This is a genomic window from Burkholderia plantarii (genome assembly GCF_001411805.1).
GTDB lineage: Bacteria > Pseudomonadota > Gammaproteobacteria > Burkholderiales > Burkholderiaceae > Burkholderia > Burkholderia plantarii.
Genome location: NZ_CP007213.1, coordinates 505,957 through 528,640, shown reverse-complemented (window position 1 = coordinate 528,640; position 22,684 = coordinate 505,957). Strand labels below are relative to the sequence as shown.

At 64.8% G+C, this 22,684-nt stretch carries 12 protein-coding genes, 2 tRNA genes and 3 rRNA genes; 3 read left to right on the top strand and 14 right to left on the bottom strand.

Annotated elements, in window-relative coordinates; translation table 11 throughout:
- Nucleotide 1 precedes the first annotated feature (1 nt).
- From bpln_RS19860 to bpln_RS19850, 3 genes are all read right to left on the bottom strand, one after another.
- On the bottom strand, nucleotides 2-3,193 hold the full coding sequence (locus bpln_RS19860; protein WP_055139765.1) for an efflux RND transporter permease subunit: 3,192 nt from the start codon (nucleotides 3,191-3,193) through the stop codon (nucleotides 2-4).
- A 13-nt stretch (nucleotides 3,194-3,206) separates the two neighbouring features.
- Nucleotides 3,207-4,454, bottom strand: coding sequence for an efflux RND transporter periplasmic adaptor subunit (locus bpln_RS19855; protein ID WP_055139764.1), 1,248 nt, complete (start codon nucleotides 4,452-4,454; stop codon nucleotides 3,207-3,209).
- Nucleotides 4,455-4,801: 347 nt separating this feature from the next.
- On the bottom strand, nucleotides 4,802-5,065 hold the full coding sequence (locus bpln_RS19850) for a DUF4148 domain-containing protein (RefSeq protein WP_055139763.1): 264 nt from the start codon (nucleotides 5,063-5,065) through the stop codon (nucleotides 4,802-4,804).
- Between the two features lie 524 nt (nucleotides 5,066-5,589).
- On the opposite strand from bpln_RS19850, the gene bpln_RS19845 reads away from it, so the two are divergent.
- Entirely contained in the window at nucleotides 5,590-6,483 is an 894-nt protein-coding gene (locus tag bpln_RS19845; protein WP_042627101.1) for a LysR family transcriptional regulator, read from the top strand.
- Between the two features lie 31 nt (nucleotides 6,484-6,514).
- Here the strand turns inward: bpln_RS19845 and bpln_RS19840 are convergent, their stop codons facing one another.
- The 5 genes from bpln_RS19840 to bpln_RS19820 form a co-directional block, all read right to left on the bottom strand.
- On the bottom strand, nucleotides 6,515-7,513 hold the full coding sequence (locus bpln_RS19840) for an XdhC family protein (protein ID WP_055139762.1): 999 nt from the start codon (nucleotides 7,511-7,513) through the stop codon (nucleotides 6,515-6,517).
- The gene (locus bpln_RS19835) at nucleotides 7,513-8,832 is read right to left on the bottom strand and encodes a cytochrome c (protein ID WP_055139761.1); all 1,320 of its coding nucleotides are present in this window, start codon (nucleotides 8,830-8,832) and stop codon (nucleotides 7,513-7,515) included. The genes bpln_RS19840 and bpln_RS19835 overlap by 1 nt, the downstream gene beginning before the upstream one ends.
- Nucleotides 8,829-11,069, bottom strand: a complete 2,241-nt coding sequence (locus bpln_RS19830; RefSeq protein WP_055139760.1) for a xanthine dehydrogenase family protein molybdopterin-binding subunit — start codon at nucleotides 11,067-11,069, stop codon at nucleotides 8,829-8,831. The genes bpln_RS19835 and bpln_RS19830 overlap by 4 nt, the downstream gene beginning before the upstream one ends.
- 2 nt (nucleotides 11,070-11,071) lie before the next feature.
- Nucleotides 11,072-11,527 carry a (2Fe-2S)-binding protein gene (locus bpln_RS19825; RefSeq protein WP_042627097.1) on the bottom strand — a complete coding sequence of 152 codons (456 nt, stop codon included), beginning with the start codon at nucleotides 11,525-11,527 and terminating at the stop codon, nucleotides 11,072-11,074.
- A 61-nt stretch (nucleotides 11,528-11,588) separates the two neighbouring features.
- A complete protein-coding gene (locus bpln_RS19820; protein ID WP_055139759.1) occupies nucleotides 11,589-12,581 on the bottom strand; it encodes a LysR family transcriptional regulator in 993 nt (330 codons plus the stop codon).
- Between the two features lie 592 nt (nucleotides 12,582-13,173).
- Here bpln_RS19820 and bpln_RS19815 point away from each other — a divergent pair.
- Both bpln_RS19815 and bpln_RS19810 read left to right on the top strand, forming a co-directional pair.
- Entirely contained in the window at nucleotides 13,174-13,617 is a 444-nt protein-coding gene (locus bpln_RS19815) for a DUF2231 domain-containing protein (RefSeq protein WP_042627095.1), read from the top strand.
- Entirely contained in the window at nucleotides 13,610-14,923 is a 1,314-nt protein-coding gene (locus bpln_RS19810; protein WP_055139758.1) for a PQQ-dependent sugar dehydrogenase, read from the top strand. The genes bpln_RS19815 and bpln_RS19810 overlap by 8 nt, the downstream gene beginning before the upstream one ends.
- Before the next feature lie 92 nt (nucleotides 14,924-15,015).
- Here the strand turns inward: bpln_RS19810 and rrf are convergent.
- From rrf to bpln_RS19780, 6 genes are all read right to left on the bottom strand, one after another.
- A 5S ribosomal RNA gene (rrf, locus tag bpln_RS19805) occupies nucleotides 15,016-15,129 on the bottom strand.
- 138 nt (nucleotides 15,130-15,267) lie between these two features.
- A 23S ribosomal RNA gene (locus bpln_RS19800) occupies nucleotides 15,268-18,147 on the bottom strand.
- Between the two features lie 304 nt (nucleotides 18,148-18,451).
- Nucleotides 18,452-18,527: transfer RNA gene (locus bpln_RS19795), tRNA-Ala, on the bottom strand.
- A 37-nt stretch (nucleotides 18,528-18,564) separates the two neighbouring features.
- Nucleotides 18,565-18,641 (bottom strand) — tRNA-Ile (locus tag bpln_RS19790).
- 64 nt (nucleotides 18,642-18,705) lie between these two features.
- Nucleotides 18,706-20,238 (bottom strand): 16S ribosomal RNA (locus tag bpln_RS19785).
- The 16S, 23S and 5S rRNA genes sit together here with 2 tRNA genes alongside, the layout of an rRNA operon.
- A gap of 676 nt (nucleotides 20,239-20,914) precedes the next feature.
- Nucleotides 20,915-22,639 carry a S10 family peptidase gene (locus bpln_RS19780; RefSeq protein ID WP_055139757.1) on the bottom strand — a complete coding sequence of 575 codons (1,725 nt, stop codon included), beginning with the start codon at nucleotides 22,637-22,639 and terminating at the stop codon, nucleotides 20,915-20,917.
- Nucleotides 22,640-22,684: the final 45 nt, after the last annotated feature.

The window sequence follows — 22,684 nt, the reverse complement described above, 5'->3', positions numbered from 1 at the left end:
GTCACTGTTCCTTGTTGCCGTCGCCGCCTTCCTGGGTCCGGTGCGCGTGCTCCTGCGCCAGACGCAGCGCCTCGTCAGCGTCTTCCTTCTCGCCGCCGAACACCGCCCGCACCTTCACGAAGAACATGGGGATCATGAAAATCGCGAGGAACGTTGCGGTCAACATCCCGCCGATCACGCCGGTACCGATCGCGTGCTGGCTCGCCGAGCCCGCGCCGTTGCTGATCGCGAGCGGCAGCACGCCGAGGATGAACGCGAGCGAGGTCATCAGGATCGGGCGCAGCCGCAGCCGCGCCGCTTCCAGCGCCGCCTCGACCGGCCCCATCTTCTCGCCGATCTGCAGCTCGCGCGCGAATTCCACGATCAGGATCGCGTTCTTCGCCGACAGCCCCACCGTGGTCAGCAGGCCGACCTGGAAGAACACGTCGTTCTCGAGCCCGCGCACCGTGGTGGCGATCAGCGCGCCGATCACGCCGAGCGGCACCACCATGATCACCGAGAACGGGATCGACCAGCTTTCATACAGCGCCGCCAGACACAGGAACACCACCAGGATCGAGATCGCGTAGAGGATCGGCGCCTGCGAGCCCGACTGGATTTCCTGGAACGAGAGGCCCGTCCACGAATAGCCGATGCCGTTCGGCAGCTTCTGCGAGATCTTCTCCATGGCCGCCATCGCCTGGCCGGTACTGTTGCCCGGCGACGCCTGCCCCTGGATTTCCACCGACGAGATGCCGTTGTAGCGCTCCAGCTTCGGCGAACCGTAGGTCCAGTGGCCGGTCGCGAACGCGCTGAACGGCACCATCCCGCCCGCGCTGTTGCGCACGTACCAGATGTTCAGGTCTTCGGGCGTGACGCGGAACGGCGAGTCGGCCTGCACGTACACCTTCTTGATCCGGCCGTCGGTATCGAGGAAGTTGTTGACGTACTGCGAGGCCCACGCGATCGAGAACGTCTGGTCGATCGCGGCCGGCGTCACGCCGAGCGCGTTGGCCTTCTCGCGGTCGATGTCGACCTTGAACTGCGGCGTGTCGTTCAGGCCGTTCGGGCGCACCAGCGCCAGCGCCGGATCCTTCGCGGCCATCCCGAGCAGCTGGTTGCGCGCGGCCATCAGCGCGTCGTGGCCGAGGCCGCCGTTGTCGGTCAGCTCGAAATCGAAGCCGGCGGCGGTACCCAGTTCGGGAATCGACGGCGGATTGAACGGAATCACCAAGGCGTCCTTGTAGGCCGCGTAGTGGCCCATGGTCCGCTTCAGCAGCGCCTGCACCTTGCGATCGGCGCTGCGGCGCTCCTCGAACGGCTTGAGCTTGACGAACACGAGGCCGGCGTTCTGGCCGCGGCCCGCGAAGCTGAAGCCGTTCACGGTGAACACCGAATCCACCACGTCCTTTTCCTGCGTCGCCATGTGCGTCGTGATGTCGGCCAGCGTGCGCGCGGTGGTCTCCTGCGTCGAGCCCGGCGGCGTCTGCACGATCATGAACATGTAGCCCTGATCCTCGTCCGGCAGGAACGACTTCGGCAGCCGCACGAACAGGAAGCCGACGCCGACGATCACCGCGAGGTAGATCACGAGCCAGCGGCTCGAGCGCTTGATCACGTGATGCACGCCCACGTGATACTTCTCCCGGCCCTTGTCGAAGTTGCGGTTGAACCAGCCGAAGAAGCCCTTCTTCTCCTCGTGATGGCCCTTCTCGACCGGCTTCAGGAGGGTCGCGCACAGCGCCGGCGTGAGAATCAGCGCCACCAGCACCGACAGCACCATCGCCGAGACGATCGTCAGCGAGAACTGCCGGTAGATCGCGCCCACCGAACCGCCCGAGAACGCCACCGGCACGAACACCGCCGACAGCACCAGCGCCACGCCCACCAGCGCGCTGGTGATCTGGCCCATCGCCTTCTTGGTCGCTTCCTTCGGCGAGAGGCCGTCCTCCACCATCACGCGCTCGACGTTCTCCACCACCACGATCGCATCGTCCACCAGCAGGCCGATCGCGAGCACCAGGCCGAACATCGACAGCGTGTTGATCGAGAAGCCCGCCGCGGCCATGATCGCGAACGTGCCGAGCAGCACCACCGGCACCGCGATGGTCGGGATCAGCGTCGCGCGCAGGTTCTGCAGGAACAGGTACATCACGAGGAACACCAGCACGATGCCTTCCAGCAGCGTCTTGACCACTTCCTCGATCGACAGGCGCACGAACGGCGTCGTGTCATACGGGTAATGCACCACCATGCCGTGCGGGAAGTACTTCGACAGCTCCTGCACCTTGCCCTTGATCGCATCGACCGTGGCCAGCGCGTTGGCGCCGGTGGCCAGCTGGATGCCGAGGCCGGCCGTGGGCTGGCCCATGTACTTGGTGTCGAAGTTGTAGTTCTCCGCCCCCAGGTTCATGGTCGCCACGTCCTTCAGGCGCACCTGCGAGCCGTCCTGGTTCACCTTCAGCAGGATGTTGCCGAACTGCTCCGGCGTCTGCAGCAGCGTCTGCTCGGTGATGGTGGCCTGCAGCACCGTGCCGGGCTTGGCCGGCGTGCCGCCGATCTGGCCGCCCGCGATCTGCACGTTCTGCGCCGTGATCGCGTTGGTCACGTCGGACGGCGTCAGGCTGAAGTTGGTCAGCTTGTTCGGGTCGAGCCAGATCCGCATCGCGTACTGCGAGCCAAGCAGCAGCGTCTGGCCGACGCCGTTCAGGCGGCTGATCGGATCGAGCACGTGCGAGGCGACGTAGTTCGTCAGGTCGTTGCGGCCCATGCTGCCGTCGTCGGAGTTGAACGCGATCCAGATCAGCCAGCTCGTGCTCGACTTCGTGACCTTCAGGCCCAGCTGCTGCACCACCTGCGGCAGGATCGGCGTGGCCAGCGACAGCTTGTTCTGCACCTGCACCTGCGCGATGTCCGGGTTGGTGCCCGGCGCGAACGAGATGGTGATGGTGGCGTTGCCCGAGTCGTCACTGGTGGACGACATGTACAGGAAGTTGTCGAGGCCGCTCATCTGCTGCTCGATCACCTGCGTGACCGTGTCCTCGACCGTCTTCGCCGACGCGCCCGGATAGTTCGCCGTGATCTGCACCGCGGGCGGCGCGATCGTCGGGTACTGCGAGATCGGCAGCGTGAAGATCGACGCGACGCCCGCGAGCATCAGCACGATCGCGATCACCCACGCGAAGATCGGCCGATCGATAAAAAACTTTGCCATTTGGTACCCCTCGTTACTTCGCGGCGGATGCGCCCGACGCGGATGCAGCCGCGCCCGATGCGCCCGATGCGGCGCCGGCCGGTGCCTGCGCGGCGCCGGCGTCGGAAGCGGCGTTCGGATCGGCCGGCAGCTGCGCGGCCACCGGCTTGACCGTCATGCCCGGCTGCACCTTCGCCACGCCCTGCACGATCACGCGGTCGCCCGCCTGCAGCCCGCCCTCGACGATCCAGTCCTGGCCGTAGGTGCCGGTGGTCTTCAGCACATGGGTGGCGACCTTGTTGTCCTGGCCCACCACCAGCGCGGTCGGCTGGCCCTTCGGGTCGTGCTGCACGCCGATCTGCGGCACCAGGAACGCGTTGTCGTTGACGCCTTCCTCGATGCGCGCGCGCACGAACATGCCCGGCAGCAGCACGCGGTTCGGATTCGGGAAGATCGCGCGGATCGTCACCGAGCCGGTGGTCTGGTCCACCGTCACGTCGGTGAACTGCAGCTTGCCCTCGGTCGAGTAGGTGCGGCCGTCCTCGAGGATCAGCGACACCTTCGCCGCGTTCGGGCCGGCCGTCTTCACGCGCCCGCTCTGGATGTCCTGGCGCAGCTTCAGGCCGTCGAGGCTCGATTGCGTGAGATCCACGTACATCGGGTCGAGCTGCTGCACGGTCGACATCAGCGTCGCCGCGCTGGCCTGCACGTAGGCGCCCGGCGTGACCTGCGAGATCCCGACGCGGCCCGAGATCGGCGAGAGCACGTCGGTGTAGCCGAGGTTGATCTGCGCGGTGTCCACGGCCGCCTTGCCCGACGCGACGTCGGCCGCGGCCTGGCCGGCCGAGGCCACGGCGTTGTCGTAGTCCTGCTTGCTGACCGCGTTGGCGGCCACCAGCACCTTGTAGCGCGCGGCCTGCGCGTTGGTCGAGACGAGGTTCGCCTGAGCCTTCGCGAGCGTGGCTTTGGCACTGTTGAGCGTGGCGAGGTACGGCGCCGGGTCGATCTTGTAGAGGCGCTGGCCGGCCTTCACGTCGGAGCCTTCGGTGAATTCGCGACGCAGCACGATGCCGTCGACGCGCGCCCGGACCTGGGCCATCAGGAACGCGTTGGTGCGTCCCGGCAGTTCGGTGATGACCGGCACCGCTTGCGGCTGGACCGTCACGACACCGACTTCGGGCGCCGGGGGGGGCGGCGCCGCGTCCTGCTTTCCGCAGGCGGCGAGCAGCGCGGCGGCTGCCGCGACAGGAAGAATGCGATAAGAAACCCGTTCGACGCGCATGGAGCGACCTCTGTAAGAATCAACGAAACGGCACCGGCCGGCAGTCCATCGCCGGAAACCGATGCGGCAAACACGGGAACGACCAGCACCGGCACCGCGCTGGCGGCATCGGCCGGCGCCGCCGGTCGCCGGCCCGCAACTGGCGGCCACGACCTGACGACGCAACGAAGGCATCCGTGACGGACAACACTTCACGGACGAAAAACTTCACGGAACAACCAGGGAGCCCGGCGGCCTCAGCCAACGATCGGGCGATGCCCGGGCTCACACCCGGACTTGATTACGCCGCGCTGACGGGCGGATGGCGAAACTATCACAAAATAGATGGCGATTGCATTGAACAAAACTCAATTCTTCACGGTGGCGGCCTGCGCGTCGGTGTTGCTCGCGGTGGCCACGCCGTCTTCGGCCTGCACGCGCACCGACGCGGCCTGCAGGTCGTCCACCCGGCGCGACGGGTTCTGGCGGGCCGGATTGAAGCCGGCGCGCTCGTAGCGGACCAGGTCGGCCCGCACCTGGGCGCGGCTCGGCGCGCCGCTGCCCTGCGCGAGGGAGATCGCGGGGATGACGAAAGCGGCCGCGACACAGGCGGCCTTCCAGCACGACTTCATGATTTTCCGACTCCAGGGAGCTACGGCCCGCACGCCCCTGCGTGCAAACGTCCGTTGCGGCGTCGGCGGATTCCGTTGCGGGCGGCACGCATGGCGTGCCGCCGCGCTCGGGCCTCGACCGGCGCCCGTCTCCTGCGCCTTGCGGCGCCAGCCTCTTGATCCGGACATCGCACGGCCCGGCGGGCGGCGCGACGATGGCGGTGAACGCGTCATGCGGTGAACGTCGCGCGGTGAGTCGCGCCGCGCGGGCGGAGCCGGCGGCCGGTCGGCCGGGCAGGCTCCAGGTTCGGCCCGGAAGGCGCGTTCCACTTCCGGGGAACCGCAATGTACCAGCGCCGCAATTGTTTGATTAGACGCCCGAGCCGGCATGGCCTTATGAATGTGATTCATGAATCGGCCGGCGTCGACGCGCGGCCCGCGCGCGTCGACGCCGCGCGGAACGGCATCGCACGCCGTTTGCGGGCCGATGGTACGATGCGCTCTCGATATTCCGTTATCCCCCGCCATCCGGCGGCGATCTACCGATGGCACGCGACAATTTCAGCGATCTTCTGGCCTTTCTCGCGGTCGCGCGCGAACGCAGCTTCACCAAGGCCGCCACCCAGCTCGGCGTATCGCAATCGGCGCTGAGCCACACGATACGCGGGCTCGAGGCGCGGCTCGGCGTGCGGCTGCTGACGCGCACCACGCGCAGCGTCGCCACCACCGAGGCCGGCGAACGGCTGATGCACGTGGCGGCGCCGCGCTTCGACGAGATCGAAACCGAGCTGAACGCGCTGTCCGAACTGCGCGACAAGCCGGTCGGCCTGATCCGCATCACCGCCACCGACCATCCGGTCAACACGATCCTGTGGCCGCGCCTGAAGCCGCTGCTGGCCGACTATCCCGGCCTCAAGATCGAGATGTCGATCGACTACAACCTGTCCGACATCGTCGCGCAGCGCTACGACATCGGCGTGCGTTTCGGCGATCAGGTCGCCAACGACATGATCGCGGTGCGGATCGGCCCCGACGTGCGGATGATGATCGCCGGCTCGCCCGATTACCTCGCGCGCCATCCGGCGCCGAAGTGTCCGCAGGACCTGCTCGACCATGCCTGCATCAACCTGCGGCTGCCCACGCGCGGCAGCCTCTACGCGTGGGAGCTGAAGAAAGGCAGGCACGACCTGCTGGTGCGCGTGGACGGACAGCTGATCTTCAACAGCACGCCGCAGATGCTGGCCGCCGCGCTGGAGGGCTTCGGGCTCACCTATCTGCCCGAGGACGAGCTGATGCCGCACGTGCGGGCCGGCAACCTGAAGTGCGTGCTGAAGGAATGGAGCGCGACGTTCCCCGGCTATCACGCCTACTACCCGAGCCGCCGGCAGTCGTCGCGCGCGCTGTCGCTCGTGATCGACGCGCTGAAGCATCGCGACTGAGCTTCGCGCGCGGGATCGCGCGAGCGCCGCCTCAGCCCGATTCGCCGGTCTTTGCGACCGCGATGTTCATGGTGCGTGGAATCGCGATGCCGTTCTTGACCGCCGTGACCTCGGCGAGGATCGACAGCGCGATCTCGGGCGGCGTGCGGCTGCCGATGTGCAGCCCGGCCGGCCCGTGCAGCCGCGCGAGCTGCGCCGCGTCGAGATCGAACTCGGCCAGCCGCTCGCGGCGCGCGGCGTTGTTGCGGCGCGAGCCGAGCGCGCCGACGTAGAACGCGGGCGTCTTCAGCGCTTCCATCAGCGCGAGGTCGTCGAGCTTCGGGTCGTGCGTGAGCGCGATCACGCACGAGCGCGCGTCGAGCCGCATCTCCAGCACCGTGTCGTCGGGCATGGTGCGCACCAGCCGCGTGCCCGGCACGTCCCAGGCCTCGACCTGCTCCTCGCGCGGGTCGCACACCGTCACCTGATAGTCGAGGCCGGTCGCGATCCGGCACAGGTAGCGCGACAGCTGCCCCGCGCCGATCACCAGCATCCGGTGGCGCGGGCCATGCACGGTGCGCAGGCTCGCGCCGTCGAACGTCACGCCGTCGGCCGCCGTCACCGCGTGATCGAGCGCCACCGCGCCGGTGGCAAGCGTGAGCGTGCGCGCCACCAGCCGGCCCGCGTCGATCGCCTCGCACAGCGCCGCGATGCCGCTCGCGGCGTTGAGCGGCTCGAGCACGAGTTCGAGCGTGCCGCCGCACGGCAGGCCGAAGCGGTGCGCCTCGTCCGCGCTGATCCCGTAGCGGATCGTCTCGGGACGCGCGTCGTGCGCGATGCCGGCCTCGCGCACGCGCGCGATCAGGTCGTCCTCGATGCAGCCGCCCGACACCGAGCCGACCGCGCGCCCGTCGTCGCGCAGCGCGAGCAGCGCCCCCACCGGCCGCGGCGACGATCCCCAGGTGCGCACCACGGTGGCCAGCAGCACGCGCCGGCCGGCCGCCAGCCAGCGCGCGCTGGTGCGCAGCACGTCGAGATCGACGCTGTCCATCAGCGGGCCGCCGCGGTGGCGCGGCGCAGCTTCGCGACCTCGTCGGCGCTCACCGCCGGCGCGCCGTTGTTCCAGCCCGCGCGCACGAAGGTCAGCACGTCGGCGATCTGGCGGTCGGTCAGCACGTCGGCGAACTTCGGCATCGGATAGGCGGCCGGCACGCCCGCGATCACGAGATCGGCGGTGCCGTTCAGCGTCACGTTGATCAGCGACGCCGGGTTCGCCTCCAGCAGGTTCGGATTGCCGGCGAGCGGCGCGAGCAGCGGCGCGAACGCGCGGCCGTCGGTGCCGTGGCAGTGCATGCAGTACGCGGCGTAGACGGCCGCGCCCGGATCGCCCGCCGGATGCTTCAGCGCGGCCATGGTGCGCTGCGGATCGTAGCGATACGGCGGCGCGCCGGTGCCGCCCGCGGCCGGCAGCGATTTCAGGTAGCGCGCGATCGCGCTCAGGTCGTCGCCGCTCAGGTACTGCGTGCTGTGGTTGATCGCGTCCGTCATCGCGCCGAACGCGCTGGCATGCGCGTTCGCGCCGGTCTTCAGGAACTGCGCGACGTCGGCCTCGCTCCAGCGGCCGAGCCCGGTATTGGCCTCGCCGGTCAGGTTCGAGGCGAACCAGTTGTCGAGCAGGCCGCCGGTCAGGAACGCGCTGCCGCGCTCGTCGAGCGCCTTCTCCTGGAAGCCGACGCCGCGCGGCGTGTGGCACGCGCCGCAATGGCCGAGCCCCTGCACGAGGTAGGCGCCGCGATTCCAGACCGGATCGTGGTCGGCCCTGGCCTGGTAGCGCGTGGTGTCGAGGAACACCAGGTTCCAGAGCTTGAGCGGCCAGCGCATGTCGAGCGGCCAGCGAATCTCGCTGTCGCGGTTGGCCTGCGCGACCGGCGCCACGCCGTGCATGAAGTAGGCGTACATCGCGCGCACGTCGTCGTCGCTGACCTTCGCATACGACGGGTACGGCATCGCCGGATAGAGGTTGTGGCCGTCCTTCGCCACGCCCTCGCGCAGCGCGCGCGCGAAGTCGGCCTCGCTGTAGCCGCCGATGCCGGTGGCCGCGTCGGGCGTGATGTTGGTCGTGTAGATCGCGCCCATCGGCGTGGACATCTTCAGCCCGCCCGCGAACGGCTTGCCCTTCGGCGCCGTGTGGCAGGCGATGCAGTCGCCCGCGCGCGCCAGGTATTCGCCGCGCGCGACCAGCGCCGCGTCGTTGCTGCCGTCGGCCACCGCCGCGTGGGCGCCCGGCGCCGTGAACGCGGCGCAGGCCAGTGCCGCCGCGCCGAATGCCCGGCGCAGCCGGTTCGGAATCGTCATCGCCGTCTCCCTCATGCCGTTTTCAGTTGATCGCCGACGGGCAGCCGGTAAAGCCGCTTGCCCGTGGCCGCGTGGATCGCGTTGGCCACCGCCGCCGCGATCGCCGAGGTGCCCGGCTCGCCGATCCCGCCCGGCGCCTCCGTGCTCTTCACGATATGCACGTCGATCTTCGGCGTCTGGTTGATGCGCAGCATCCGGTAGTCGGTGAAGTTGCTCTGCTCGACACGCCCGTCGCGGATCGTGATCTCGCCGTACAGCGCAGCGGTGATGCCGAACACGATACCGCCCTGGATCTGCGCCTCGACCGTGTCGGGATTCACCACCATGCCGCAATCGACGGCGCAGACCACGCGCTCGACGCTGACCTCGCCGTCGGCCACCGCCACGTCCACGATCATGCTGAAGAAGCTGCCGAACGCATGCAGCACCGATACGCCGCGCCCGTGTCCGGCCGGCACCGCCTGCCCCCAGCCGGACTCGCGCGTGACCACGTCGAGCACGTTGCGCGCACGCGGCGTGCGGCCCAGCAGCGAGCGTCGATAAGCGACCGGGTCGGCCTTGGCGCGCACCGCCAGTTCGTCGATGAAGCTCTCCACCACGAACGCGCTGCGCGTCGGGCCGACGCCGCGCCAGAACGCGGTCGGCACGTGGCGCGGCTCCTGGCGCACGTATTCGACGCGCTGGTTCGGGATCTCGTAGGGCAGGTCGGCGGCCACCTCCACCGCGTCGCTGTCCACGCCGTTCTTCACGGCGCCGGGCGCGAAGCGCGCCATGATCGAGGAGCCGACGATGCGGTGCTGCCACGCCACCGGCTTGCCGTTCGCGTCGACGCCGGCCGAGATCCGGTCATAGTAGTAAGGCCGGTACATGTCGTGGCGGATGTCCTCCTCGCGCGTCCAGACCACCTTGACCGGCGCGCCCACCTGTTTGCCGACCTTCAGCGCCTGCGCGATCATGTCGGTCTCGAGCCGCCGCCCGAAGCCGCCGCCGAGCAGATGGTTGTGCAGCACGATGCGGCTCTCGTCGAAGCCGGTCACGCGCTTCGCCGCATCGACCGCGAACCCCGGCACCTGCGTGCCGACCCAGATCTCGCAACCGTCGCCGCGCACGTGGACCGTGCAGTTGACCGGCTCCATCGTGGCGTGCGCGAGGAACGGTTGCTGATACACCGAATCGATGCGCGCGCCGGCCGAGCCGAACGCCTTGGCCACGTCGCCGTCGTTGCGCGCCACGGCGCCGGGGCGCTCGGACGCGCGCGCGAGATCGCCGACGATGTCGTCCATCGAGACGCGCGCGCCGTCGCCTTCGTGCCAGGTGATCACCAGCGCCGCGGCGCCGCGCTTGGCGGCCCAGGTGTGGTCGCCCACCACCGCCACCGCGTTGTCGACGCGCACCACCTGGCGCACGCCCGGCACGCGCTTCGCCGCGCTGTCGTCGACGCTCGCGACGGTGCCGCCGAACACCGGGCTGTTGACGATCGCCGCGTACAGCATGCCCGGCAGCCGCACGTCGAGGCCGAACTGCGCGGTGCCGTCCACCTTCTCGGGCGAATCGAGCCGCTTCACCGGCTTGCCGATCAGCGTGAACGCCTCGGGCTTCTTCAGCGCCACGTTGGCCGGTACCGGCAGCTTCGCGGCGGCGTCGACCAGCGAGCCGTAGCCCGCGCGACGGCCGCTCGGCGCATGCAGCACCTCGCCGTTCGCCGCGCTGCACGATGCCGGATCGACCTTCCACTGCTGCGCGGCCGCCGCCACCAGCAGCGTGCGCGCGGTGGCGCCGGCGCGGCGCATCGGCTCCCACGCATAGCGGATCGAGGTCGAGCCGCCGGTCAGCTGGCCACCGCCCAGCAGCGGGTCGCCGTAGTGCTTCGCGTCGGCCGGCGCATGGTCGAGCACCACGCTGTCGAGCGGCACCTCGAGTTCCTCGGCGATCAGCATCGGGATCGACGTGTAGACGCCCTGCCCCATCTCGACCTTCGGCATCACCAGCGTGACCTGCCCCGAGCGATCGACGCGCACGAACGCGTTCGGCGCGAACAGCCCGGCCGGCGCCTGGTCGGGTGCGTCGCCGCCAATCACGGACGGGCGCGTCGCCCCGCCCGAGGCCGGCACCGCGAAACCGAGCAGCAGGCCGCCGCCGGCCGCCGCGCCGAGCGTGAAGCCGGCCTGCAGGAAGCGGCGCCGCGAGATGCCCGCCGCGTCGCCGTCGGCCGCGCTCGCGGCGCGGCTCGCTTCGATGATTCCCGAGGACATGGTCAGGCCTCCCGCGCGGCCAGCTTGATCGCCGCGCGAATCCGGTTGTAGGTGCCGCAGCGGCAGATGTTGCCCGCCATCGCCGCGTCGATGTCGGCGTCGTTCGGGTGCGGGTTCGAGGCCAGCAGCGACGCGGCCGCCATCACTTGTCCCGACTGGCAGTAGCCGCACTGCACCACGTCGAGCTTGCGCCACGCCTGCTGGACCTTCGCGCCCACCGGCGTCATGCCGACCGCCTCGATCGTGGTGATCTTGCGGCCGGCCACGGCGGCCACCGGCAGCACGCACGAGCGCGCGGCCTCGCCGTCCAGGTGAACGGTGCAGGCGCCGCACTGGGCGATGCCGCAGCCGAATTTCGTACCGGTCAGGCCGACGAGGTCGCGCAGCACCCAGAGCAGGGGCATGTCGTCGGGCGCGTCGACGCTGTGCGTCACGCCATTGATGTTCAACGTGGTCATCGAAAGCTCCCGGTTTTGTGGGGGAATGGTTGGAGCGTGTCGCGGCAAGGCTTGGAGCGGGTCAGGCGTCGCAGTCGGTCAGGTCCGGCTGCGGCTGCGTAACCGGCGCCGCGTGGGATTGCGTGAAGCGGTTCAGTGCATGCGTTTCGAGTTCGAGCAGCGGCGGCACCACGCTGCGCAGGTGATCGATGAAGGTACGCACCTTCGCCTCGAGATGCCGGCGCGACGGATAGAGCGCGTGGATGCCGTGCGAGCGCAGCCGCCAGCCCGGCAGCACGCGAGCGAGCGTGCCGTCGCGCAACCCGTCGAGCGCGGTCCACACCGGCAGCGGGCCGATCCCCATGCCCGAGCGCAGTGCGTCGGCCATCGCGTCGGCGATGTTGACGACGAACGGCCAGGGTCGCGCGGGCGTGAAGGTGGCGGACGACACCGGGCCTTCCAGCGCCCAGCTGCCGGTCGGCGCGTTCGGCACCACCAGCTGCAGGCAGGCGTGACGGTCGAGGTCCGCCACCGCGGCCGGCGCGCCGGCGCGCGCCAGATAGGCGGGCGACGCGCACAGCACGCTGTGGCTGGTGCCGATGCGCTCGGCGACCAGCGTCGAATCGTCGAGTTCGTTGGCGACGACGAGCGCGAGATCGAAGCCTTCTTCGACCAGATCGGGCATGCGCTGTGCGAGCGTGAGGTCGATCGTGACTTCCGGATAGCACTCGCGGTAGCGCGAAAGACGCGGCACGAGATAGTGGCGGCCGAAGCCCGCGCTCGCATGCACGCGCAGGCGGCCCGACGCGCAGCGCACGGCGCCCGAGGCCTCCGCCTCGGCTTCATCGACCAGATCGAGAATCTGCCGGCAGTGGGCGAGGTAACGCTCGCCGGCTTCGGTCAGCGCCACGCGGCGCGTGGTGCGATTGAGCAGCCGCACGCGCAGCTGCGTTTCGAGGGACGAGATCGCGCGCGAGACCTGTGGCGTTGCAACGAAGGCCGACTGCGCGGCCTTCGTGAAGCTGCCTGTCTCGACCACCTTCACGAACAGGCGCATGTTCTCGAGCGTAGGCATTCGACGTCGCTCCGGAAAAGCAACCGGCGCAACGGGCCGGCAATGTCGCGCGGGGGTGCGACCAGACGGCGCATCATCGCACAGACATTGATGAATGGTCTTCATAAGAGCATGCCGAAAATGCGGCTTTTTTCGGATGAAAGCATTGAGTGACAATACGGCTACCAGCATGCTGCGCTATATCGTTTCCGCTATAGCGCTGTCTCCCGTTGCCGGACGGCCTCCGCCGATGCGGAGGAATCATTGCGCGCGCATCGATCTCGCGACGTCACCTCACCAAGGCCGAATCGGTTGCGCCTTGCGCCGATTTGCTGCGATTCAGCACGCGCCCCCGCCGGCGGGCCGCGATTTTGCTGCAATACGCATCCGCGCGGGGTCGTCTATATTGGCATCGACCGGGCCCTTCCTCCGTCGTCCTCCCCGGTCGCGGCGCGGCATGCCTGCCTCGCGCCGTGTCGCTGCATCGATCGTCAGAGCCTGAGAACCGACATCGTCACGTCCCGCCCGTCGCAACGGCGGGTCGCGTCGCGCCGTCGGTGTTGTCCATGCGCTTCACATCGCATCCCGTCTTCTCCGGAAAAAGGACCATTCCATGACGCCCTATCGCCCGAGATATCGATCGCGGCTGGCCACCGCGATCTTCGATCTGCTCAATCCGATCCCGTATGGCCTGTTCGTCGGCACCCTGATCTTCGACATCCTCTACGCCAACACCGCGGACATCCTGTGGGCCAAGGGCGCCGCGTGGCAGGTCAGCATCGGGCTCGTCATCGCGATCGTTCCGCGCCTGCTCAATCTCGGCCACGTCTGGCTGCCGTCGCGCCACCCCGTGCTGCGCGTCGAGCGCCTCGATTTCTGGCTGAATCTGGTGGGCATCATCGCCGCGATCGCCAACGCGTTCGTCCACAGCCGCGATGCCTATGCGATCGTGCCCGAGAACGTGATCCTGTCGGTCATCACGGTCGTGCTGCTCGGTCTCGCGCAGCTCACGCTTGCCCTCGGCAAGTTCGCGGTGCAGGAGGTCGGCCATGAATAAGCGCATCGGAGCCGCCACCGCCCTCGCGTTCGCCGTTGCGTTGCTGTTCGGCGCTTGCAGCGAGAAGGCCAGATACGATCCCGAGCATCAAGCCGGCGCGAACCCGCCCCTGCCGGGCGCGCAAAACTTCATCGTGCCGCCGATCCAGGTGCCGAAGGGCGTCGGCTGGCAGGACGGTCAGACGCCGAAGGTGGCGGCCGGGCTCGCCATCGAGAAGATCGCGGGCGGCCTCGAGCATCCGCGGCAGGTCTACGTGCTGCCGAACCAGGACATCCTGGTGGTCGAGGCGAACAGCCCGAAAACGGAGCCCGTGACCACGCCGAAGCAGCTGATCGCCGGCATGGTGACCAGCCGCGCCGGCAAGGGCGCGCCGGGCGGCAACCGGATCACGCTGCTGCGCCGCAAGGCCGGCGGCGGATGGGACAAGTACCTGTTCATCGACAAGCTGCATTCGCCGTTCGGCGTGCAACTGATCGGCGACACGCTCTACGTCGCCGATACCGATGCGCTGCTGAAATTCCCGTACACGACGGGCCAGACGAAGATCGCCGCGCCCGGCGTCGAGCTGGCCGACCTGCCGAGCACCATCAACCATCACTGGACCAAGTCGCTGCTGGCGAGCCCTGACGGCAAGAAGCTCTATGTCGGCGTCGGCTCGAACAGCAACGTCGGGGAAAACGGTCTCGACGTGGAATACCGGCGCGCGGTCGTGCTCGAGGTCGACGTGGCCAGCGGCGCGAGCCGCGTGTTCGCCTCGGGCATCCGCAATCCGACCGGGCTGCAGTGGGAGCCGAAGACGGGCAAGCTCTGGGCCGTTGCGAACGAGCGCGACGAAATCGGCGCCGACCTGGTGCCGGACTATCTGACGTCGGTGCAGGAAGGCGGCTTCTATGGCTGGCCGTACAGCTATTACGGACAGCACGTCGATTCACGCGTGATGCCGCAGCGGCCGGATCTGGTGGCGAAGGCGGTCAGCCCCGACTACGCGATCGGCTCGCACGTCGCACCGCTCGGCCTGTGGTTCTATACCGGCAACAACCTGCCGGCCGAGTATCGCGGCGGCGCCTTCATCGGCGAGCACGGTAGCTGGGACCGGTCGCCATTGAGCGGCTATGCGGTGGTCTACGTGCCGTTCGAGAACGGCAAGCCGACCGGCGCGCCGAAACCGGTGGTGACAGGCTTCGTCTCCGACGATGAAAAGCAGCTGCATGGTGCCCCGGTCGGGATCACGCAGGATGGCGATGGCGGCTTGATCATCGCCGACGACGTGGGCGATTCGGTGTGGCGGGTGACGAAGGCGCGCTAGATAGCACTGACGCCGGGCCGAGGCCCGGCGATTTCCGTCCTGGAAAAGACAAAACCCCCACTGCGCGGGCAGCGGGGGTTTCGAAGGAGGAAGCCTGACGATTACCTACTTTCACACGGGCAATCCGCACTATCATCGGCGTAGAGTCGTTTCACGGTCCTGTTCGGGATGGGAAGGGGTGGGACCGACTCGCTATGGTCATCAGGCTAAGAGGGTTGTCGCGTCGCGTGTGTCGCGCCACGACCAATCTGGAAGAAGTAGTTTGGGTTGTGCTTGTACGGCACGGCATGTCAAGAATCCAACCGCTGCACACCAGCATGACTGGTGCAAAACAGACCGGTTATAGGATCAAGCCTTACGGGCAATTAGTATCAGTTAGCTGAACGCATTACTGCGCTTACACACCTGACCTATCAACGTCCTGGTCTCGAACGACCCTTCAAGGGGATCAAGTCCCCGGGGATATCTCATCTTAAGGCGAGTTTCCCGCTTAGATGCTTTCAGCGGTTATCTCTTCCGAACATAGCTACCCGGCGATGCCACTGGCGTGACAACCGGTACACCAGAGGTTCGTCCACTCCGGTCCTCTCGTACTAGGAGCAGCCCCCTTCAAATATCCAACGCCCACGGCAGATAGGGACCAAACTGTCTCACGACGTTTTAAACCCAGCTCACGTACCTCTTTAAATGGCGAACAGCCATACCCTTGGGACCGGCTACAGCCCCAGGATGAGATGAGCCGACATCGAGGTGCCAAACACCGCCGTCGATATGAACTCTTGGGCGGTATCAGCCTGTTATCCCCAGAGTACCTTTTATCCGTTGAGCGATGGCCCTTCCATACAGAACCACCGGATCACTATGACCTGCTTTCGCACCTGCTCGACTTGTCGGTCTCGCAGTTAAGCACGCTTATGCCATTGCACTATCAGCACGATTTCCGACCGTACCTAGCGTACCTTCGTACTCCTCCGTTACACTTTGGGAGGAGACCGCCCCAGTCAAACTGCCTACCATGCACTGTCCCCGACCCGGATCACGGGCCAAGGTTAGAACCTCAAACAAACCAGGGTGGTATTTCAAGGACGGCTCCACCGAAACTAGCGTTCCGGTTTCATAGCCTCCCACCTATCCTACACAGATCGGTTCAAAGTCCAATGCAAAGCTACAGTAAAGGTTCATGGGGTCTTTCCGTCTAGCCGCGGGGAGATTGCATCATCACAAACACTTCAACTTCGCTGAGTCTCGGGAGGAGACAGTGTGGCCATCGTTACGCCATTCGTGCAGGTCGGAACTTACCCGACAAGGAATTTCGCTACCTTAGGACCGTTATAGTTACGGCCGCCGTTTACCGGGACTTCAATCAAGAGCTTGCACCCCATCATTTAATCTTCCGGCACCGGGCAGGCGTCACACCCTATACGTCCACTTTCGTGTTTGCAGAGTGCTGTGTTTTTATTAAACAGTCGCAGCCACCAGTTTATTGCAACCCCTTCACCCTTCTGGCGCAGGCCAGTCAAGCTACAGGGGCGTACCTTATCCCGAAGTTACGGTACCAATTTGCCGAGTTCCTTCTCCCGAGTTCTCTCAAGCGCCTTAGAATACTCATCTCGCCCACCTGTGTCGGTTTGCGGTACGGTCACTGTTAAACTGAAGCTTAGAGGCTTTTCTTGGAACCACTTCCGATTGCTTCGCTTCCGAAGAAGCTCGCGCCACATCCTTGAATTCCGCGCCCGGATTTGCCTAAGCGCCTTCTCCAATGCAGCGACCGGGACTTCCAACACCCGGACAACCTTCCGCGATCCGTCCCCCCATCGCATTTAACAATGGTGCAGGAATATTGACCTGCTTCCCATCAGCTACGCATTTCTGCCTCGCCTTAGGGGCCGACTCACCCTACGCCGATGAACGTTGCGTAGGAAACCTTGGGCTTACGGCGAGGGGGCCTTTCACCCCCTTTATCGCTACTCATGTCAGCATTCGCACTTCCGATACCTCCAGCACACTTTACAATGCACCTTCGCAGGCTTACGGAACGCTCTCCTACCATGCACATAAATGTGCATCCGCAGCTTCGGTATATAGCTTAGCCCCGTTACATCTTCCGCGCAGGACGACTCGATCAGTGAGCTATTACGCTTTCTTTAAAGGGTGGCTGCTTCTAAGCCAACCTCCTGACTGTTTTAGCCTTCCCACTTCGTTTCCCACTTAGCTATATTTGGGGACCTTAGCTGGCGGTCTGGGTTGTTTCCCTCTTGACACCGGACGTTAGCACCCGATGTCTGTCTCCCGTGATTGCACTCTTCGGTATTCGGAGTTTGCTATGGCGGGGTAATCTGCAATAGACCCCCCAACCATGACAGTGCTCTACCCCCGAAGGTGAGACACGAGGCACTACCTAAATAGTTTTCGGAGAGAACCAGCTATTTCCAAGTTTGTTTAGCCTTTCACCCCTATCCACAGCTCATCCCCTAACTTTTCAACGTTAGTGGGTTCGGACCTCCAGTACGTGTTACCGCACCTTCATCCTGGCCATGGATAGATCACTTGGTTTCGGGTCTACGCCCAGCAACTGAACGCCCTATTCGGACTCGCTTTCGCTACGCCTGCCCTATTCGGTTAAGCTTGCTACTGAACGTAAGTCGCTGACCCATTATACAAAAGGTACGCCGTCACCCCTTACGAGGCTCCGACTGTTTGTATGCATGCGGTTTCAGGATCTATTTCACTCCCCTCCCGGGGTTCTTTTCACCTTTCCCTCACGGTACTGGTTCACTATCGGTCGATCACGAGTATTTAGCCTTGGAGGATGGTCCCCCCATCTTCAGACAGGATTTCACGTGTCCCGCCCTACTTGTCGTACACCTAGTTCTTTCATACTGTTTTCGCCTACAGGGCTATCACCTGCTATGGCCGCACTTTCCAGAGCGTTCGGCTAACAATACAAATAAAGAGTACAGGCTCTTCCCATTTCGCTCGCCACTACTTTGGGAATCTCGGTTGATTTCTTTTCCTGCGGTTACTTAGATGTTTCAGTTCACCGCGTTCGCTTCACATGACCTATGTATTCAGTCATGGATACTCCAAAAGGAGTGGGTTTCCCCATTCGGACATCTACGGATCAAAGCTCGTTTGCCAGCTCCCCGTAGCTTTTCGCAGGCTACCGCGTCCTTCATCGCCTGTGATCGCCAAGGCATCCACCACATGCACTTGTTCGCTTGACCCTATAACGGGTCTGTCTTCTCGACAGCCGTTACAGGTTGAGTTCTCGCATTTGTGCCGTATTCCAATTGAGCCGAACATTTAAGTTCGAATCTTCTTGAGATACATCGATACAATCACAACCCGGATAGTTTCCACGCCCATCTCAAATAAGCGCTTCCGCTATCCAAATTACTACTTCTTCTAGATTGTTAAAGAACGACAGCCGATAAGTGCTACTTCTGACTTATCCTCTGACTGGCTCAATCGCCAATAAGGAAACCTCGGCACCAAGCAACCTTGGTCCAAGCCTTCTTTATTGAAGATTGGTGGAGGCAGACGGGATCGAACCGACGACCCCCTGCTTGCAAAGCAGGTGCTCTCCCAGCTGAGCTATGCCCCCATGTACAGAGACGTCTCAGGTTTCCGTGTCAGACAATTGGTGGGTCTGGTTGGATTCGAACCAACGACCCCCGCCTTATCAAGACGGTGCTCTAACCGACTGAGCTACAGACCCCTGAGTCTGTCTTGATCAACAGCCGATAAGCGTGAACGCTCAATGTATGCGGTATTAGCTCGAGAAAGGAGGTGATCCAGCCGCACCTTCCGATACGGCTACCTTGTTACGACTTCACCCCAGTCATGAATCCTACCGTGGTGACCGTCCTCCTTGCGGTTAGACTAGCCACTTCTGGTAAAACCCACTCCCATGGTGTGACGGGCGGTGTGTACAAGACCCGGGAACGTATTCACCGCGGCATGCTGATCCGCGATTACTAGCGATTCCAGCTTCATGCACTCGAGTTGCAGAGTGCAATCCGGACTACGATCGGTTTTCTGGGATTAGCTCCCCCTCGCGGGTTGGCGACCCTCTGTTCCGACCATTGTATGACGTGTGAAGCCCTACCCATAAGGGCCATGAGGACTTGACGTCATCCCCACCTTCCTCCGGTTTGTCACCGGCAGTCTCCTTAGAGTGCTCTTGCGTAGCAACTAAGGACAAGGGTTGCGCTCGTTGCGGGACTTAACCCAACATCTCACGACACGAGCTGACGACAGCCATGCAGCACCTGTGTATCGGTTCTCTTTCGAGCACTCCCAAATCTCTTCGGGATTCCGACCATGTCAAGGGTAGGTAAGGTTTTTCGCGTTGCATCGAATTAATCCACATCATCCACCGCTTGTGCGGGTCCCCGTCAATTCCTTTGAGTTTTAATCTTGCGACCGTACTCCCCAGGCGGTCAACTTCACGCGTTAGCTACGTTACTAAGGAAATGAATCCCCAACAACTAGTTGACATCGTTTAGGGCGTGGACTACCAGGGTATCTAATCCTGTTTGCTCCCCACGCTTTCGTGCATGAGCGTCAGTATTGGCCCAGGGGGCTGCCTTCGCCATCGGTATTCCTCCACATCTCTACGCATTTCACTGCTACACGTGGAATTCTACCCCCCTCTGCCATACTCTAGCTTGCCAGTCACCAATGCAGTTCCCAGGTTGAGCCCGGGGATTTCACATCGGTCTTAACAAACCGCCTGCGCACGCTTTACGCCCAGTAATTCCGATTAACGCTCGCACCCTACGTATTACCGCGGCTGCTGGCACGTAGTTAGCCGGTGCTTATTCTTCCGGTACCGTCATCCCCGAAGGATATTAGCCCTCAGGATTTCTTTCCGGACAAAAGTGCTTTACAACCCGAAGGCCTTCTTCACACACGCGGCATTGCTGGATCAGGCTTTCGCCCATTGTCCAAAATTCCCCACTGCTGCCTCCCGTAGGAGTCTGGGCCGTGTCTCAGTCCCAGTGTGGCTGGTCGTCCTCTCAGACCAGCTACTGATCGTCGCCTTGGTAGGCCTTTACCCCACCAACTAGCTAATCAGCCATCGGCCAACCCTATAGCGCGAGGTCCAAAGATCCCCCGCTTTCATCCGTAGATCGTATGCGGTATTAATCCGGCTTTCGCCGGGCTATCCCCCACTACAGGACATGTTCCGATGTATTACTCACCCGTTCGCCACTCGCCACCAGGTGCAAGCACCCGTGCTGCCGTTCGACTTGCATGTGTAAGGCATGCCGCCAGCGTTCAATCTGAGCCAGGATCAAACTCTTCAGTTCAATTCCTGTTACTGTTTTCGGTTCCGTTAAGAACCGGTCGCTCACTCAAAGCTGACAGGTTATGAATTGCTTCACAAACCTGACTTACTTTTGTGTGAGACTCTTGATACTTTTGCTGACCTGATCCAAAGATCAGGACCGCGTCGATCAAGCGTCCACACTTATCGGCTGTTAATTTTTAAAGAGCATTTCCGCTGAACCGACCGGACTTTCTGGCCTTCCCAGCAGCGCTGCGTTGTCAGCAGCAGAGAAGCGAGATTATGATCAACGTTTCGCAGCGCGTCAACTACTTTTTTCACGCTGCGATCAACCTGCTTCGTTGATCATTTACCTCCGGCAACACCAACACGCGGCCAACATTCGGCGCTGCGTTCGTCCTGCCTGGCTTCCCTTTCCGCGCCGCGTTTCCGTTAGCGCGAAAGAGGCGTGATTCTAAGCACCGATCCCGCTTCCTGCAAGCCCTTTCGTGAAGAAAATGCAAAAGAAAAGCGCCAAGGGCGCCGCTCGCGCGGCGCCCTTGGCGGCAAACCTTTGATACCAAACGAAGAAGCACGAAATCAGGTTGCGGACGCAACGATCACGACACCCGTGCGACGTCCGCTTACGTTCCTCGAACGATCCAGTTCGCCGTCAACATTCATCCAATGTCGGGCGCCCCGTCGCCTTCATCACCGCTTCAGTTAGTGCGCGGTTCCCCCTGGTAGAAACGCGCGAGATCGACCTTCATCGCGTGCAGCGCCGCGTCGTCGAGATAAATCATGTGGCCGGTCGGGTAATGGTGGATTTCGACGTTGGCCTGCAGCGAACGCTCGACGCCGAGATGCGAGAGCGCATATTCGGTCGCGTAGAACGGCGTCGCCAGATCGAAATAACCGTTCAGCGACATCACGCGCAGTTTCGGGTTCTGCCGCATCGCCTCGGCCAGATCGCCGGCCGCGTAGGGCACGGCCAGCCGCTCGCCCCACCATTCGCGATGCTTCCAGTCCCATTGCACCAGCGCCGCGTCGTTGAACACGCGATAGCGGTCGGCCGGCCGGTAATCGAGATCGTTCGCCAGATGCTGATGCAGCGCCGCGTCGAACACGCTCGAGATGCTCGCCGCCGACGCATCGAAATCGGGATGCTCGCCGGCATCGTCGTAGTCGATGCCCTCGAAGCGCGCGTCGTAGCGGCCGAGGCTGCGCGACTCGCCGCGCAGCAACTGCTTGCGAAAACGCGTCGGCCCGAGCCGCAATCTCGCTTCCTTGATGTATTGCGCGTCGATGCCCGTGTATTGGGCGAGCCGCGCGGCGATCGCATCGCGCTCGGCATCCGGCAGCGCGTCGCCCTGCGCGAGCGCCTGCTCATACGGGCCGCGCGCGAACGCCCGCACCTCGTCGAGGAAGGCGGGCAGGCTCGGCGGCTTCGGCCGCAGCCGGTCGTGATACCAGGCGATCGCCGCGAAGGTCGGCAGATAGCTTTCGCTCTCGAAATCGGAGCCGGGCGAGAACGCCGCCGAGTCGAGCACGGACGACATCAGGATCACACCGTTCAGCGCGATGTTGCTCTGGTTCAGGCGGTAGGCCAGCATCGCGGCCCGCGCGGTGCCATACGACTCGCCGAGCAGATACTTCGGCGAATTCCAGCGCTGGTTGACGGTCAGGTAGCGCTCGATGAAATGATCGAACGCGTCGAGATCGCCGTCGACGCTCCAGAACGCCTTGCCCGTCGCATGGCCGACCGTACGCGAGAAGCCGGCGCCGACGGCGTCGATGAACACCAGATCGGTCTGGCCGAGCAGGCTGTCGGGATTGTCGGCGAGATCGTAGGGCGCCGGCCCGCTGACGGCCGGGCTCGCGGTGCGCGCGCGCTTCGGGCCGAACGAGCCCATCATCAGGAACACGCTGCCCGCGCCCGGGCCGCCGTTGAACAGGAACGTCACGGGGCGCTCGCCGGGCCGCCGGCCGTGGGCCGTGTAGGCGACATAAAACACGCTGGCCGTGGCCTGCCCGGCGTCGTCGCGCAGCAGCAGGTTGCCGGCCGTCGCGGTGTAGTCGAGAGTGCGGCCGTCGAGACGGATCGAATGGCGCGTGACCGACGCCGTCTCGGGCGGGACCGGCACGAACGCGGCATCGTTCTGCGCCGGATGCGCGTCGTCGGGCCGGTGGGCATCGGGCGCGGCGGCTCGATGCGTGGCGTCCGCCTGCGAAGGCGGCGCCGTTGCGGGTGCGGGCCGGGCAAGAGCCGGCGGCGTCGCGCCGGACGCGCGCGCGGTCTCGCCGGCCTTGGCGACGGACGCCGCCGAGGCCGGCGCCGGCCCGGTCGAATCCGCCGCGAACGCGGAACCGGGCCCCGCCGTTAACGCGAGAATTGCGACCAGCCAGTTCAGCCGGCGCGACACGACATTCAGGCGAAACGACATGACGACCTCGATCGACGGATGGTCTGCGGATTGTCGACAGATCGT

What these genes read in the sequence shown, in the direction of transcription:
- bpln_RS19860 (WP_055139765.1), bottom strand. Translation starts at nt 3,193, where the DNA reads ATGGCAAAGTTTTTTATCGATCGGCCGATCTTCGCGTGGGTGATCGCG.
- bpln_RS19855 (WP_055139764.1), bottom strand. Translation starts at nt 4,454, where the DNA reads ATGCGCGTCGAACGGGTTTCTTATCGCATTCTTCCTGTCGCGGCAGCC.
- bpln_RS19850 (WP_055139763.1), bottom strand. Translation starts at nt 5,065, where the DNA reads ATGAAGTCGTGCTGGAAGGCCGCCTGTGTCGCGGCCGCTTTCGTCATC.
- bpln_RS19845 (WP_042627101.1), top strand. Translation starts at nt 5,590, where the DNA reads ATGGCACGCGACAATTTCAGCGATCTTCTGGCCTTTCTCGCGGTCGCG.
- bpln_RS19840 (WP_055139762.1), bottom strand. Translation starts at nt 7,513, where the DNA reads ATGGACAGCGTCGATCTCGACGTGCTGCGCACCAGCGCGCGCTGGCTG.
- bpln_RS19835 (WP_055139761.1), bottom strand. Translation starts at nt 8,832, where the DNA reads ATGAGGGAGACGGCGATGACGATTCCGAACCGGCTGCGCCGGGCATTC.
- bpln_RS19830 (WP_055139760.1), bottom strand. Translation starts at nt 11,069, where the DNA reads ATGTCCTCGGGAATCATCGAAGCGAGCCGCGCCGCGAGCGCGGCCGAC.
- bpln_RS19825 (WP_042627097.1), bottom strand. Translation starts at nt 11,527, where the DNA reads ATGACCACGTTGAACATCAATGGCGTGACGCACAGCGTCGACGCGCCC.
- bpln_RS19820 (WP_055139759.1), bottom strand. Translation starts at nt 12,581, where the DNA reads ATGCCTACGCTCGAGAACATGCGCCTGTTCGTGAAGGTGGTCGAGACA.
- bpln_RS19815 (WP_042627095.1), top strand. Translation starts at nt 13,174, where the DNA reads ATGACGCCCTATCGCCCGAGATATCGATCGCGGCTGGCCACCGCGATC.
- bpln_RS19810 (WP_055139758.1), top strand. Translation starts at nt 13,610, where the DNA reads ATGAATAAGCGCATCGGAGCCGCCACCGCCCTCGCGTTCGCCGTTGCG.
- bpln_RS19780 (WP_055139757.1), bottom strand. Translation starts at nt 22,639, where the DNA reads ATGTCGTTTCGCCTGAATGTCGTGTCGCGCCGGCTGAACTGGCTGGTC.